Origin of the sequence: Priestia sp. SIMBA_032 (assembly GCF_046535215.1) — a bacterium.
Classification (GTDB): Bacteria; Bacillota; Bacilli; order Bacillales; family Bacillaceae_H; genus Priestia; species Priestia aryabhattai.
The window spans coordinates 855,816-870,619 of record NZ_JAWRXD010000001.1 but is presented as its reverse complement, the minus strand read 5'-3'; the positions used below and the strand labels follow the sequence as shown (position 1 = coordinate 870,619).

At 37.9% G+C, this 14,804-nt stretch carries 15 protein-coding genes and 1 pseudogene; 12 read left to right on the top strand and 4 right to left on the bottom strand.

The window, feature by feature from the left end:
* Positions 1 to 18: 18 nt before the first annotated feature.
* Together SB717_RS04355 and SB717_RS04350 are read right to left on the bottom strand one after the other, a co-directional pair.
* Positions 19 to 570 carry a shikimate kinase gene (locus SB717_RS04355; RefSeq protein ID WP_074678924.1) on the bottom strand — a complete coding sequence of 184 codons (552 nt, stop codon included), beginning with the start codon at positions 568 to 570 and terminating at the stop codon, positions 19 to 21.
* Positions 571 to 687: 117 nt separating this feature from the next.
* The gene (locus tag SB717_RS04350) at positions 688 to 861 is read right to left on the bottom strand and encodes a YvzF family protein (RefSeq protein ID WP_074678922.1); all 174 of its coding nucleotides are present in this window, start codon (positions 859 to 861) and stop codon (positions 688 to 690) included.
* A 201-nt stretch (positions 862 to 1,062) separates the two neighbouring features.
* Here SB717_RS04350 and treP point away from each other — a divergent pair, with 201 nt between their 5' ends.
* The 7 genes from treP (at position 1,063) to SB717_RS04315 (ending at position 9,061) form a co-directional block, all read left to right on the top strand.
* On the top strand, positions 1,063 to 2,526 hold the full coding sequence (gene treP / locus SB717_RS04345; RefSeq protein ID WP_410903314.1) for a PTS system trehalose-specific EIIBC component: 1,464 nt from the start codon (positions 1,063 to 1,065) through the stop codon (positions 2,524 to 2,526).
* Between the two features lie 15 nt (positions 2,527 to 2,541).
* Positions 2,542 to 4,227, top strand: coding sequence for an alpha,alpha-phosphotrehalase (gene treC / locus SB717_RS04340; RefSeq protein WP_410903313.1), 1,686 nt, complete (start codon positions 2,542 to 2,544; stop codon positions 4,225 to 4,227).
* Between the two features lie 88 nt (positions 4,228 to 4,315).
* Positions 4,316 to 5,032 carry a trehalose operon repressor gene (gene treR / locus SB717_RS04335; RefSeq protein ID WP_074678918.1) on the top strand — a complete coding sequence of 239 codons (717 nt, stop codon included), beginning with the start codon at positions 4,316 to 4,318 and terminating at the stop codon, positions 5,030 to 5,032.
* A 355-nt stretch (positions 5,033 to 5,387) separates the two neighbouring features.
* Positions 5,388 to 6,110, top strand: coding sequence for a 5-oxoprolinase subunit PxpB (gene pxpB, locus SB717_RS04330; protein ID WP_410903312.1), 723 nt, complete (start codon positions 5,388 to 5,390; stop codon positions 6,108 to 6,110).
* A complete protein-coding gene (locus tag SB717_RS04325; RefSeq protein WP_410903311.1) occupies positions 6,100 to 7,098 on the top strand; it encodes a 5-oxoprolinase subunit C family protein in 999 nt (332 codons plus the stop codon). The genes pxpB and SB717_RS04325 overlap by 11 nt, the downstream gene beginning before the upstream one ends.
* 10 nt (positions 7,099 to 7,108) lie before the next feature.
* The gene (locus SB717_RS04320; protein WP_074678912.1) at positions 7,109 to 7,864 is read left to right on the top strand and encodes a LamB/YcsF family protein; all 756 of its coding nucleotides are present in this window, start codon (positions 7,109 to 7,111) and stop codon (positions 7,862 to 7,864) included.
* A 9-nt stretch (positions 7,865 to 7,873) separates the two neighbouring features.
* Positions 7,874 to 9,061, top strand: coding sequence for an NRAMP family divalent metal transporter (locus SB717_RS04315; protein WP_410903310.1), 1,188 nt, complete (start codon positions 7,874 to 7,876; stop codon positions 9,059 to 9,061).
* A gap of 42 nt (positions 9,062 to 9,103) precedes the next feature.
* Here SB717_RS04315 and trhA read toward each other — a convergent pair whose 3' ends face one another.
* Positions 9,104 to 9,754: a PAQR family membrane homeostasis protein TrhA gene (trhA, locus tag SB717_RS04310; RefSeq protein WP_074678908.1), complete on the bottom strand. Its 651-nt coding sequence runs from the start codon at positions 9,752 to 9,754 to the stop codon at positions 9,104 to 9,106.
* Between the two features lie 382 nt (positions 9,755 to 10,136).
* On the opposite strand from trhA, the gene SB717_RS04305 reads away from it, so the two are divergent.
* The 5 genes and pseudogenes from SB717_RS04305 (at position 10,137) to SB717_RS04285 (ending at position 13,941) form a co-directional block, all read left to right on the top strand.
* Positions 10,137 to 10,775 carry a DUF1643 domain-containing protein gene (locus SB717_RS04305; protein WP_251461380.1) on the top strand — a complete coding sequence of 213 codons (639 nt, stop codon included), beginning with the start codon at positions 10,137 to 10,139 and terminating at the stop codon, positions 10,773 to 10,775.
* 101 nt (positions 10,776 to 10,876) lie between these two features.
* Positions 10,877 to 11,296: a hypothetical protein gene (locus SB717_RS04300; RefSeq protein WP_016763238.1), complete on the top strand. Its 420-nt coding sequence runs from the start codon at positions 10,877 to 10,879 to the stop codon at positions 11,294 to 11,296.
* A gap of 463 nt (positions 11,297 to 11,759) precedes the next feature.
* A complete protein-coding gene (gene bluB, locus SB717_RS04295) occupies positions 11,760 to 12,413 on the top strand; it encodes a 5,6-dimethylbenzimidazole synthase (protein WP_013055676.1) in 654 nt (217 codons plus the stop codon).
* 168 nt (positions 12,414 to 12,581) lie between these two features.
* Positions 12,582 to 13,616, top strand: coding sequence for an AI-2E family transporter (locus tag SB717_RS04290; protein WP_098620686.1), 1,035 nt, complete (start codon positions 12,582 to 12,584; stop codon positions 13,614 to 13,616).
* 108 nt (positions 13,617 to 13,724) lie between these two features.
* A pseudogene (locus SB717_RS04285) lies at positions 13,725 to 13,941 on the top strand (hypothetical protein).
* On the opposite strand, the gene SB717_RS04280 reads toward SB717_RS04285, so the two are convergent.
* Positions 13,897 to 14,793: a LysR family transcriptional regulator gene (locus SB717_RS04280; protein ID WP_410903309.1), complete on the bottom strand. Its 897-nt coding sequence runs from the start codon at positions 14,791 to 14,793 to the stop codon at positions 13,897 to 13,899. The pseudogene SB717_RS04285 and the gene SB717_RS04280 sit on opposite strands and share 45 nt — an antisense overlap.
* Positions 14,794 to 14,804: the final 11 nt, after the last annotated feature.

Here is a 14,804-nt window from a genome sequence, read left to right as displayed (position 1 = left end):
GAACGAACCTTTATTTCATTAAGGTTGATAAATATCCCAAGCTGTTTTTAATGAATCAACGATGTAGTTAGCTACTTCTTCGATATCTAAATTATCAGTTTCAACTTTTGAATGGTGGTTTGAATAGATAGCTTGACGGTCGTAAAATAGCTTTTCAACATCTTCTAAGCTTCTTCCTTGTAAAACAGGACGGCTATCAATGATCAAACTAATGCGTTCTTTCCAAGAATCCCAAGACAAATCTAAAAAGAATACGATGCAGTTAGATAAACAAATCTCTTGAATTTCTTCTTGTAAAAAAGCGCCTCCCCCTAAAGAAATGATTTTTAAGCGCTGCTGTGAAAGTCGACTTATTACTTCTTTTTCTTTTTGTCTGAAGAAAGTTTCACCGTGCTCTTTAAAAATCTGAGAAGTAGGCATATTAAATTCTTTTTCGATTTCTTGATCTATATCAACAAAATCTCTATACAATTTTTTGGCAACCATTTCTCCAATAGTTGTTTTTCCTACCCCCATAAAGCCGATAAACACAATACTTTTCTCTCTAAGAGATATGTCGTTATATGCCATTTTTAAGCCTCTTTCTGATTTCTAAATACAAATCGGATGTTATAGTAAATACTGAAATTATAATATAAATCCTTTAGTTTGTAAAAGCTACTATTCTTCTCTGAAATAAATCAGAAATTATTTTTTAGGGTGCATTGAAAGATAAACACGAGTATCTTTTTTGCGCTGATACTTTGGATTAGCGCTTCGCGTATATTCTTTTGACTGATGTTCTATATGGTAGTTCTGTTCAAATTGTTTGATTGCTTTATTAATTTCTTCTTGTGTTCCCATTAATCTTACTTGCAGCATTGTAATATCTCCTTCCATACACTTTGCTTTTTGACTATATCATGAAATGAAAAAGAAGTAATTTTATTTTTGTTGACGAACTTGTATATACAGGTTAGAATAAAAACATAAAGCTTGTATATACAGGTTTGCGGTGAGATTTATACGGGGGATAAGGAATATAGGAGTGAAATGAAAGCGGAAACAAGGGGGAAAAAAGACATGAATCGAGAATCGGTTGAACGCATTGTAAAAGCCGTTGGCGGAAAAGAAAATATCTCTGCTGCAACGCATTGTGTAACGCGCCTTCGACTTGTTTTAAAAGATGAAGGTAAAGTCAATCAACGTATGCTAGATGAGCACGAATTAGTAAAAGGATCTTTTTCTACAAACGGCCAGTTTCAAGTTGTCATTGGTCAAGGCACGGTTGATAAAGTATACAAAGAAATGGTCGCGCTTACAGGTATAGGCGAACTATCAAAAGAAGAAGTAAAAAACGAAGCGGCTAAAAACTTAAATCCGCTGCAGCGTGCAATAAAAACATTAGCTGACATTTTTATTCCTATTTTACCGGCCATCGTAACCGCGGGTTTATTGATGGGAATCAATAATGTACTAACAGGAGCCGGAATTTTTTACGATGATAAATCAATCGTAGATGTTCATACACAGTGGAAAGACTTCGCAAGCATGATTAATTTAATTGCGAATACGGCTTTTGCCTTTTTGCCAGCTCTTATTGGGTGGTCAGCTGTTACCCGTTTTGGAGGAAGTCCTTTATTTGGAATTGTCCTTGGGCTCATGCTTGTACACCCTGACTTGCTAAATGCTTGGTCTTACGGAGAAGCATTAAAAAAAGGAAGTATCGATACGTGGAATTTATTTGGCCTGCACGTTGAGAAAGTCGGCTATCAAGGACAGGTTTTACCTGTATTAGTCGCTTCATTCGTCCTGGCAAAAATCGAATTATTCTTACGAAAACGCATACCTGATGGTTTTCAACTTTTGATTGTAGCACCTGTTGCTCTTTTAGTGACAGGGTTTCTCGCTTTTATTGTAATTGGTCCAATTACATTCGCAATAGGAAATGTTATTACAGATGCAGTTGTATGGCTATTTAAAACGGCTCCATTTATTGGAGGGCTTGTATACGGAGGCTTATACGCTCCTCTTGTTATTACAGGTATGCACCATACATTTTTGGCCGTAGATTTACAGCTGATTGGAAGCGTAGGAAGTACGTTCTTATGGCCAATGGTAGCATTATCGAATATTGCACAAGGCTCTGCGGCTTTCGCGATAATGGTTCTTTCAAAAGATGATGAGAAATTAAAAGGATTATCTTTAACGTCAGGGATTTCAGCGTGGCTTGGCATTACGGAACCTGCAATGTTTGGTGTGAATTTGCGCTTTAGATTTGCTTTTATTTCTGCAGTGATTGGTTCAGCTATTGCCGGTGTTGTTATATCTGTAGCCGGGGTGAAAGCAGCGTCGGTAGGAATTGGTGGTATACCAGCTCCGTTATCAATTGTTCCACAGAGCTGGCCGCCTTTTATTATTGGAATGGTAATCGTAATCGTTGTGCCATTTCTTTTAACGTTAACGCTTGGAAAGCTGCAGAAAAAATCAACCGTTACATCAACGGTCGCGGGTACACACTCGCTTCAACACAATTCTAAGAATTAAATGGTGGTGTTAAAAATGCAAGAGCCTTGGTGGAAAAAATCTGTTGTTTATCAAATTTATCCAAAAAGTTTTTATGATACGACTGGAAACGGCGTGGGTGATATAGCTGGCATTATTGAAAAGCTAGATTATTTGAAAAAGCTAGGGGTAGACGTTGTGTGGCTAACGCCAATTTATAAATCACCGCAGCGGGATAATGGATATGATATAAGTGATTATTTTGTTATTCAAGAAGAATACGGAACAATGGAGGACTTCGATCGTTTAGTAGCAGAAGCTCATAAGCGGAATCTTAAAATCATCATGGATATTGTCGTTAATCATACGTCAACTGAACATGAATGGTTTCAAGAAGCTAAAAAATCGAAAGATAACCCCTACAGAGATTTTTATATTTGGAAAGATCAAAAAGAAGATGGAAGTGCTCCAACGAATTGGGTTTCAAAATTTGGGGGATCCGCGTGGGAGCATGATAAGCTGACAGAACAATCGTATCTGCATTTGTTTGATGTCACACAAGCGGATTTGAACTGGGAAAATGAGCGTGTGCGCCGCAGCGTGTACGATATGATGACGTTTTGGTTTGAAAAAGGAGTAGACGGATTTCGTCTGGACGTTATTAACTTAATTTCAAAAGATCAGCGCTTTTTAGATGATGATGGTTCTATCGCTCCAGGAGATGGCCGGAAATTTTATACCGACGGTCCTCGCGTTCATGAGTATATGAGAGAAATGAATCAAGAAGTTTTTTCAAAATACGATAGCATAACCGTTGGGGAAATGTCGTCAACAACCGTTGACCACTGTGTTAAGTACTCTCATCCCGACCGGCACGAGCTTAGCATGACGTTTAATTTTCACCATTTGAAAGTTGATTATCCAAATGGTGAAAAATGGGCGCTAGCAGATTTTGATTTTATTAAATTAAAAGAGATTCTATCAACTTGGCAAACGGAAATGAATAAAGGAGGAGGATGGAATGCATTATTTTGGTGCAACCATGATCAGCCTCGCGTTGTCTCACGCTATGGAAACGACGAACTCTATCATAATAAATCTGCTAAAATGCTCGCTGCAACGATTCATCTGATGCAGGGAACACCTTATATCTATCAAGGGGAAGAAATAGGGATGACAAATCCGAAATTTTCCTCTATTGATGAATACAGAGATGTGGAGTCATTAAATGTGTATGAGATAAAACGTGCCCAAGGAATGGACGAAAATGAAATTTTGGAGATTTTAAAACATAAATCAAGAGATAATTCCCGGACACCGGTGCAATGGAGCGATGAGCCAAATGCAGGTTTTACAAAAGGAAAGCCGTGGATTAATCCAGCCGATAACTACCGTGAAATTAATGTAGAAAAAGCGCTAGATGATGAAGATTCAATTTTTTATTTTTATCAAAAGCTTATTGCACTGCGCAAGCAGTACGAGATTATCACCTATGGAAACTATGAATTGATTCTTGGAGAAGACGAGCAGATTTTTGCTTATATCCGAAATGGAGCAGATGAAAAGCTGTTGGTTATAAACAATTTCTACGGCAGCGAAACGATTTTTGAACTGCCAGAAGATATAACTTTTGAAGGATATCATAGTGAAATATTGCTGTCTAACTACGAAGGTTCACCAAAGGAATTCAAGCGAGTCTTGCTTCGGCCGTACGAATCAATCGTGTATCATTTAAAAAAATAGAGAAAAAAGTAAAAAGAACGATGGGTGACAATCTATCGTTCTTTTTATACAATTGGGTATATATAGAAAGTAAAATAGGTGATGGCAATTGAAAGAAAATAAATTTATCAGCATTTACGAACAGTTAGTCGATAAAATTAAACGTGGTGACTGGCGTCCTAATACAAAACTTCCTTCTGAAAATGAGCTTGTTGAACAGTATCAAACGTCTCGTGAAACGATACGGAAAGCGTTAAATTTACTTTCACAAAATGGGTACATTCAAAAAATGAAAGGAAAAGGCTCATTTGTATTAGACGTATCACGCTTTGATTTTCCAGTATCAGGACTTGTTAGCTTCAAAGAAGTGGCGGAAAAGCTAGGACATACATCGACTACTATTGTAAAAGAATTTGAATTAGTCAAGGCCGATCAAGATCTGTGCAAACAGCTTGGGGCGACGAAAAAAGATCTAATATGGAAAGTAGTTCGAGCGCGTGAAATCGATGGAGAAAAAATTATTTTAGATAAAGATTTTTTTCATAAAAAGTATGTTCCTCACCTCACAAAAGACATATGCAAAGGCTCTATTTATGAATACTTAGAAAAAGATCTTGGGCTAAAAATAAGCTTTGCTAAAAAAGAAATTTCCGTTGACGAGCTGACGGACGAAGATAAGTGTTACTTAGATTTAAAAGACTATGAACATATTGTGGTAGTAAGAAACTATGTGTATTTAGAAGATGCAAGCCTTTTTCAATATACGGAATCACGTCATCGTCTTGATAAGTTTCGTTTTGTGGATTTTGCTCGCAGAGGTATATAATAGTTCACTGCCCGTGAGTTTTTCCTTTTTGTACATGTTTACTAAAAAACTGCTTTGGCATAAAAAACAAAGCAGTTTTTTTATGAGAAAGCTGAAAAAACGTAATCCTTTTGAGGATAAAATTTTAAAAAGGTTGAATTTTTCTTTGGAGTTTGTTTTAGTAGAACATAAGATTATTTTATATTTGTATAATATTATCCATACAGGATAGGGATTTATTGTCCTTTTTTTTATTAGATATATAAGGATTTGTTATTTAAAAACATAAATTCCATTAGTAATTCTAATGAATGTGTCTAACTACAGCATTAAAGGGAGCTGCTCAAACAATACTAAGTAAAAAGGAGGAGACGGAATGAGTAACGATTATCGACTTTATCCTCTTGGTGACAGCGGCATTGTCGTTTCATTTGGAGACGAAATTAATTTCAGCATACATAAACGTATTCAGCAATTTACTGAGGTGCTAGAGCAATCATTATGTAAAGGGATGATTGAATATGTGCCGGCTTTTACAACAGTTACAATTTATTATGATCCATGGATAATGAGTGAAAAAGGAAGAAGAAATCCTTACACAGTAATATCTACATATATTGAAGAACTGCTTTTCCGCCAGGAAGAAAAATCTGAAGCGGTCGCTAGACAAATTGAAATTCCGGTGTGTTACGGAGGAAAGTACGGCCCGGACTTAGAAAGGGTAGCTGCTTTTCATTCATTAACGCCTGATGAAGTTATCTCCATTCATACAAACGGAGAATATTTGGTGTATATGATAGGCTTTGCTCCTGGTTTTCCTTACTTGGGAGGGATGAGCGAAGAAATTGCGACTCCAAGAAAAGAATCACCGAGAAACAGCATCCCAAAAGGGTCAGTTGGCATCGCAGGAATGCAAACCGGCGTGTACCCAATCGAGACACCTGGGGGATGGCAGTTAATTGGGCGCACTCCTCTTACGCTATTTGACCCAGAAAAAGACTCGCCAAGCTTGCTTCAAGCAGGTGATTGCATCCGATTTGTTTCCATTTCTGAAACGGAATATGAAACACAAAAGGAGGTGAATGAAGATGAGTATTAAAGTGATACGTCCCGGTTTATTAACAACGATTCAAGATATCGGCAGACATGGATATCAAAAGGATGGCATGATTGTCAGCGGAGCAATGGACAAAGTTGCTTTAAGGATTGCCAACTTATTAGTAGGAAATCAAGAAAATCAGCCGGTTATTGAAATTACGTTAATGGGACCAAGAATTGAATTTCAGCAAGATGCTTTGATTGCCCTGACAGGAGGGGATTTATCGCCAACTGTTAATGATGAAGCCGTAAAGATGTGGCGACCTTTATATGTGAAAAAAGGGAGCGTGCTGCAGTTTGGTGTTCCGACTTTAGGGTGCCGTTCTTATCTATCGGTTTCCGGTGCTTTTAATGTTCCTGCAGTTATGGGAAGTACATCTACTTCACTTCGCGCTCGGATAGGCGGGCTGCACGGTAAAGCATTACAGTCAGGAGACGAAGTATTAAGCCACCCTCCTACAGAAATAGGGGAAGCAATTATAAAGAAACTGGTGAAAAAGCAAACGGACCGCTCTTTTCGGCAGGCTTTTTGGACGATTCACCCTAAACTTCTTCCTTCATACGAGACGCCTATTATCCGCACGATGAAAGGTGCAGAATTTGATTGGTTTACGAAAGAAAGTCAACAACATTTCTTTAATCAAAAATTTGACGTTACGCCGCAATCTGACCGAATGGGCTATAGGCTAAAAGGGAAGAAACTAGTTCTTGAGCAGGAAAAAGAGCTGCTTTCTAGCGCTGTAACGTTCGGTACAATTCAAGTACCAAAAGAAGGACAGCCCATTGTTTTATTAGCAGATCATCAAACGACAGGAGGATATCCTAGAATCGGCCAGGTAGCAACTGCCGATTTTTCGGCGCTGGCGCAAGTTTCTCCAGGGAAAAAGGTTTCTTTTCAATTCGTTTCACTGGATGAAGCTCAGCATTTATATATGGAGCAGGAAAAGAAAATAAATCATATTAAAAGAGCACTTCGAATGAAAATATAGGGGGAAAAAAATGGCTACCGTTGATTTGAACTGTGACTTAGGGGAGAGTTTTGGAAACTATAAATTAGGAAATGATAAAGAGATTTTACGCTATGTAACATCAGCAAACATTGCATGTGGCTTTCATGCCGGAGATCCTTCGGTTATGAGAGAAACAGTAAAGCTGGCTTTGAGTGAAAATGTGGCGATTGGCGCGCACCCCGGATTGCAAGATTTAGCTGGATTTGGACGTAGATATATGAAAATTACGCCTCGAGAAGCTTATGATTTAATGGTGTATCAAATGGGGGCTCTTTCAGCTTTTATACGTGCAGAAGGAGGGACCCTTCATCATGTGAAACCTCATGGCGCTTTATATAATATGGCTGCAGGGGACCGAGACATAGCTAAAGCTATTGCTGAAGCTGTTTATAATGTCAGTGAGGAAGCTATTCTATATGGTCTTGCTGGAAGTGAATTGATTAAAGCCGGAAACGAAATCGGCTTGCGTACGTCTCAGGAAGTATTTGCAGATCGAACCTATCAACAAAACGGCATGCTGACGCCGAGAAACGTTGAAAACGCCGTGATTCAAGGTGAAGAAGCGGCTATCTCTCAAGTAATTAAAATGGTTAAAGAAAAGAAAGTATTCACTGTGCAAAATGAAGAGATTTCCATTCAAGCAGATACCGTTTGTATTCATGGAGACGGTGCACATGCTGTTGAATTTGCCAAAGCTATTTGTGACAAGCTAAAAGAAGAACAAATCATTATTCAACCACAATGAGGTGACATCATGAAAAAAGAACGCAACTGGAGCGTGCTGCTCGGAGCAGCATTTTTAATGGCTACTTCAGCAGTGGGGCCAGGTTTTTTAACTCAAACAACGGTCTTTACACAAGCTCTCGCCGCAAGTTTTGGTTTTGTCATTTTACTGTCGATTTTATTAGACATTGGCGTTCAGCTAAACGTATGGCGTATTATTGCCGTTTCAGAAAAAAGAGCACAGGATATCGCTAACAATGTTTTGCCAGGTCTCGGCTTATTTATTGCTATTTTAATTGTAATCGGAGGCTTAGCATTTAATATTGGAAACGTAGGAGGAGCGGGTCTTGGTTTCAATGCCCTATTTGGTATTTCTCCTAAAGCAGGTGCAGTCATTACAGCTATCATTTCTATCGCAATTTTTTTAGTCAAAGAAGCCGGAAAATTAATGGATCGTTTTGCTCAATTAATGGGCGGAATATTAATTATTTTAATGGTTTATGTTGCGGTTTCTTCCGCTCCGCCAGTAGGAGAAGCGGTATCTAAAACATTTTGGCCGGATCACATTGACGTAATGGCGATTGTTACTCTTGTAGGAGGAACGGTAGGAGGATACATTACATTTGCAGGAGGTCATCGTTTATTAGATGCAGGAATCAAAGGAAAAGCCGCGATTCCTGAAGTAACAAGAGGGGCGGTATCCGGTATTACAATTGCTTCGATCATTCGAATTTTTCTATTTTTAGCGACATTAGGTGTGTTGAGTCAAGGATTAAAACTGAATCCTGATAATCCACCAGCCTCTGTTTTTCAGTTAGCCGCAGGGGATATTGGCTATAAATTATTCGGTATCGTCATGGCAGCAGCGGCTATCACTTCAGTTATTGGTTCGGCATATACATCGGTTTCCTTTATTAAATCCTTCAGTAAAAGGATTGAGAAATATGAAAACTGGATTATTATTGCATTTATTACGATTTCAACCCTGGTTTTCTTAACGATTGGTCAGCCGGTCACTCTGCTTATTTTAGCTGGAGCATTAAATGGGTTAATCTTACCTATTACACTCGGAACAATGCTTATAGCGGCGTATAAAAAGAAGATAGTAGGCGATTACAAGCATCCAACTTGGCTTACCGTTTTTGGCGGTTTTGTGGTCGTTATTATGGCTGTGCTAGGAGTCTATACGCTTGCGACTCAAATGGCAAAACTGTGGTAAGGAATTCTATAACCAACTAAAAAAGGGCCAAAAGGCCCTTTTTTAGTTGGTTATAGGCAATACATATAAAATGATTGCTAAAAAGTGGAGTATGGTCCCGCCAAGAACAAACATATGCCAAATCATATGATGAAAACGAAATCCTCGCCATACGTAAAAAACGGCTCCGATTGTATACAACACGCCTCCAACTACGAGAAGGACAATTCCTTGATGGGCAATGTTTTGAGTTAACGAATCCCACGCAAACACAATCATCCATCCCATAAATACGTAAAGAATGGTGGAAATAAAAAGGAATTTCTTCACAAAAAAAGCTTTGAATACAATTCCTGCAAGAGCGATACCCCATACAATTCCAAAAAGTGTCCAGCCGGTGGTTCCTTTTACTGCGATAAATAAAAATGGAGTGTACGTACCGGCAATAAACAAATAAATAGAAGAGTGGTCAAATATCTCAAAAAGATCTTTTACCTTACCTTCCGGAAAGCTATGGACAAGCGTAGAGGAGACATAGAGAAGCAGCATGGTTACTCCGTAAATAGTAAAACTGATAACATGCCAAGGAGTTCCTTCTAACGAAGAAAGTACGATTAAAAGCGTTAATCCTACAATGCTGAGTACGGCTCCAACGCCGTGTGTAATCGCATTTGCAATTTCTTCTCCTCTTGTAAATGTGTGTGTAGTAGCCATTTACAAAATCCTTTCTTTACACAAATTTATCTTCTATTTTCTCAGAGAATCAGTTTTGAACATACCTGCTGAGAAAAAATCCGTAACTGTCAAAAACATGAGTGAAAAAGTCATTGGTTATTTCTTTATTATAGACCATTCTTGTGATTTTATCTATTTTGACTGAAGGTCTGAAAAGAGGAAAGATGTATATGTGAATGTTCACTAGCTGTAAAAAGCATGTATAGAAGAAAAAATTGCTTTTTGAAAAAATGGCAGAAAAGTTGTCATGAAGGCATGATTTTGAAATACATATAAAATAAAACTTTTAACAGTCAAGGTTACGATTACTGCTTAGCTCATTTGCAATAGATAAGTAACAAGATTGTAAGAAGGCAGGGGGATGGAAGTAGTGAAAAAAGAAGTTATTTTTGATGAAACAGGCACATACAAATACTCTCTATTATGCAAATGGAGTGAAGTAAACGAACGTAAACTTACGTTTATTTTATCATTTCCAGAAAATACGTATGAATACAGCGACGATACGGCAGTATCCAAATGCATAGAACTGGCGCAAAAGTGGGGATTTGGAGTCTTAGAAATCGTTTATTTATTCAGCTATCAAACCGACCATGTTTCGTTTTTACGCATGCTTTCAAAAGAAGAAGCTGTTGGAACAAGAACAGGTGAATATATTCAAAAAGCAGTGGAAGATGCTGAACTGGTTGTGGTAGCTTGGGGTGATCATGGAAGCATTTATAACCGGCAAGAGGAAGTAGAACGCTTTTTGAAACACAAGCCGGTATATTGTTTTGGAAAAACGAAGCAGCAATTTCCTCGCCATATTTTATCTGTCGTGCACCGTACAGAATTACAGAAATACGAAGTGCCGGCTAATCGTGAAGGGTCAGAAGAAGTTTCTTCGTTTATTGAAGACATAGATCAAAGTTTTGGGGGAGAGGATTATTCTCCAATTAAACAACTAACAGAAGAAGAACCGCTTATGTTTATTGAAGACATTGCCAGTATGTATCGATAAAAAGAAAAAGCGAGGTTTATATTCCTCGCTTTTTCGTTAGTATAAAACACCAAGTTTTGTCATATGGTTGTATCAAGAAGCGTGTGTGAAGGGGGAACTTTATGAAGTTGAATGAAGTATTGCACCGCATCACAACTATTTATAATGAGTTAGAAGAAGAGTGCTTTCAATATATAGGGACTGTGATCAATGAAAATGCAGAGCTGGATATTTCTCGTCTAGAAGAATTAAGTACGCTGTTGAACTTCGTATATGAATGCTCGCAGGATGTATTAGTAGGTTCTATTTTAACAAAATTGGATTATGGACAACCCATTTATCAATTTGCTATGTTAAAGCCTATTTCTCTTGAAGGAAATGAAGATAAGTTAGATATTTTATATGAAGAAAAGGTAAAAGTAGAAAGAGCTATTCTAGATGTGTATACAGCTCAGCGAAAGAAGTTATTGACTCAAGCAGCTGAAGACTTAAAAGAACTGCACTACGAGCTGCAGACCTATGTGTATGCTTGCAACATATAAGTGAATCTGTTGAAAGGGCAAGGCATATATACAAATAAAAGGGAACATGTTAGGATAAGTAAAAAGAACTCCCAAACAAAGAGTTCTTTTTATTGTAAAATATATGATTTTGAACTAGTAAAGCATAAAGACGGTGGTAATGGCAGTTACCCTTTTCTTTTTGCTTTTTTTATCCGATTGTGTTGATGATACTGCTTACTGCGTTAAAAAAGTTCATAAGTACCTCGTTAAGCATGTAATATGCCTCCTCTCTTACTAAATATGTACAATCAAATTATCCAATTGTGTTAATGATGCTGCTTACTGCGTTAAATAAGTTCATTAAAACGTCGTTGAACATGTTTGCAACCTCCTTTATGATAGATTCATATAGTAATACGAGAAAACATAAAGTTTGGATCACATTTTTTTAATGTTTTTTAGAAAAATAGTTAAAAAGAGAGTTTAATGGAGGTTGAAAAAAATGAACTCGTTTACAAACGACGAAAAGCAAGCGGTATACAAAGCGATTTACGGAAGAAGAGATGTACGAACATTTTTGTCTGATGAGATCCCTAATGAAACGGTTTATAACATTTTACAGGCTGCTCACAGCGGGCCTTCCGTCGGGTTTATGCAGCCTTGGAATTTTATATTAGTATCTGATACAGAAGTGAAAAATAAACTTGCCTGGGCAGCAGATAAAGAGAGAAGAGCACTGGCTATTCATTATGAAGGTGAAAAGAAAGAAGATTTTTTAGAGCTAAAGATTCAAGGATTAAAAGAAGCGCCGTTAACTATTTGCGTAACGTGTGATCCAACAAGAGGTGGTTCTCATGTTCTCGGAAGAAACTCAATTCCAGAAACCGATATGATGTCAACTGCATGTGCGATTCAAAATATGTGGCTTGCTTCATATGCAGAAGGACTGGCAATGGGATGGGTAAGTTTTTATAAGAAAAATGATGTGCGTGACATTTTACATATTCCTCCTCATATTGATCCCGTAGCGCTCATGTCAATTGGCTATACAGATAAATACCCTGAGAAACCAATCTTAGAACAAGCTAACTGGGAAAAAAGAAGGGATTTAGACAAGCTAATTTATCATAATGTATGGGAAAATGAAAAAGAATAGCGGAGAGAAAATAAAGACATACTAAAAAGTGCCGAAACATAGTAAAATTTGAATATTAAATGATACACTATATATAGCGAAAGCGGATATGAGCGTCTAGCGTATCCGTTTTATTTATATGTATACAAATGACTTGGGAAAAAGAGAGATAGGAGAATTGAAGGTTTCATGAATATTGCAAGAAGTTGGCTTCACAACAAACTTACTGTTCGCATCATTACGCTTATTATCATTACAGTTTTACTTATCAGCATTAGAAGTATGCTTCAGCTGCTGTTATTTACGTTTATTTTTACCTTTTTAATTGGTCGTTTTCAACAAACGCTAAGAAGAAAGCTTCCGCTTAATTCAACGCTTATACTCATCGTCATCTATATCGCACTGATTGGGGCCCTCGGTATTGTAGGGTATGTATATATCCCGGTTATTATGACGCAAGTTACTGAGCTTGTACAGAAGCTGATGTATTTTTACAAGCACCCCCCTGATAATACATTCGTCACCTATATTATCGATAATCTAAAGAGATTCAAATCACCAGAAAATATTCAGCAGAATATTGATTTAGTATACAGCTATTTATCTAATATTGGAAAAGTAAGTGCACAAGTTTTCTTAGCACTCTTGTTAAGCCTATTCTTTTTACTTGAAAAGTCGCGGATTCACCGATTATTTGTCCAACTGGAACAATCCAGGCTGGGCTGGTTTTTCAAAGAAGCGGGCTATTTGGGAAGAAAATTTGTTAATTCCTTCGGCAAGGTAATAGAAGTTCAGTTTATTATCGCTTTTGTGAACAGCATTTTATCCGTTATTGCGCTGTGGGTGTTAGGGTTTCCTAATTTGCTTGCACTTGGCGTCATGGTCTTTCTACTAGGGCTAGTGCCGGTTCTTGGAGTATTTGTTTCACTCATTCCGCTTTGTACAATCGCTTACAGTTTAGGAGGCGGTGTAAAAGTACTATCTGTGTTAATTATGGTGGTAGTACTTCACGCACTTGAAAGCTACGTATTAAATCCAAAGCTTATGTCATCTAAAACCAACTTGCCAACGTTCATTACGTTTATCATTTTAGTATTTGGTGAACATTTCTTGGGCGTATGGGGGCTGATCCTTGGTATTCCTATTTTTATTTTCTTTTTAGATTTAGTAGGAGTAGATTCAGCACAGCAACTCTCAAAAAAAGAAGAGACTGGGACAAAATGATTTTAGATGAGCTGAAAAACGAACCATTAATCAAGATGTTTGATTAGTGGTTCGTTTCTTTTTGCTATGGTGAACGGAGGTTTCATCTGTTTTCGTTCCTTCTAGCAGTTGATTAGAAGGCAAGGCAAAGACTCCTGCGGGAAAAGCGGAACAGGTGAGACTCCGCAGGAGCGTAAGCGACGAGGAGGCTCAGCGGCCGCCCCCGGAAAGCGATGCCTTGCATGGAAATCAATTGCGGTGTCACAAGCGATTCCGCTCATGTTATCCTATTTGTTCGTCTTTAGAATGGATTCATGTCGTTATTTCTCAACCTCTTCTTTTTTAACGAGCGTATCGTTTTTTGAATGACTGGATGATCTCGATGCTTAAGTTTATAAGCAAGAAAGATCTGATTTTTTACCGCTAAATGTTCAAGCTCGATTTTCACCTTTTTTTCTCGGAGCGCTTCCTGAATCAAATAGCGGGGAAGCAGGCTGATTCCCATGTGATGCTGAATGGCTTTTAACACCGTTTGAAGATTTGGAATCACATGATGAGGCTGAATTTCAGGCCGTTTTTTAAAATGCTGCCGCCAAAAACGCCTGATAATAGGAAGTTCAAGACCGTAGCTGATCCACCGCTGATTGTATAAAAAATCCTCTATGTTTTCACTGGGTGTCATTTCAAAAGAAGGAGGGATGGTTAAGACAAACTCTTCTTCTTCAATGACCGTATATTCGACTCCTGGTATTTGCAATCTTTGGGTTGTAATAGCAATATCAATTTCGTCGTTTTGTATCTTTTCCAGTAAAACAGAAGCAATACCAAACTGGCTGTAGCAGCGGATACCTGCATCTTTTATTCTTCCTAAAGCTTGTTCGGTAAAATACTCTATGGGAGAACCAATTTTTACGACTGGCAGCGCGTCGGGAGATGATGCGCTCATTTTTAATTGGAGTGAAGCAGCTTCTAGACTTTCAATTAACGGGACGATACGCGTGTACAGTTCTTTGCCTTTTTCAGTTGGAATCATCTTTCTCGGTGCACGGATAAATAAATCTTCGCCTATTTCAGCTTCTAAAGCAGCTAAGTGCTGACTCATGGCCGGCTGCGTTAAAATCCTTGCTCTGGCCGCTTCAGAGACGGATCGATATTTATAAATGCTAATAAAGCTGCGATACCATTCAAAATCAATCATTTACGCTACCC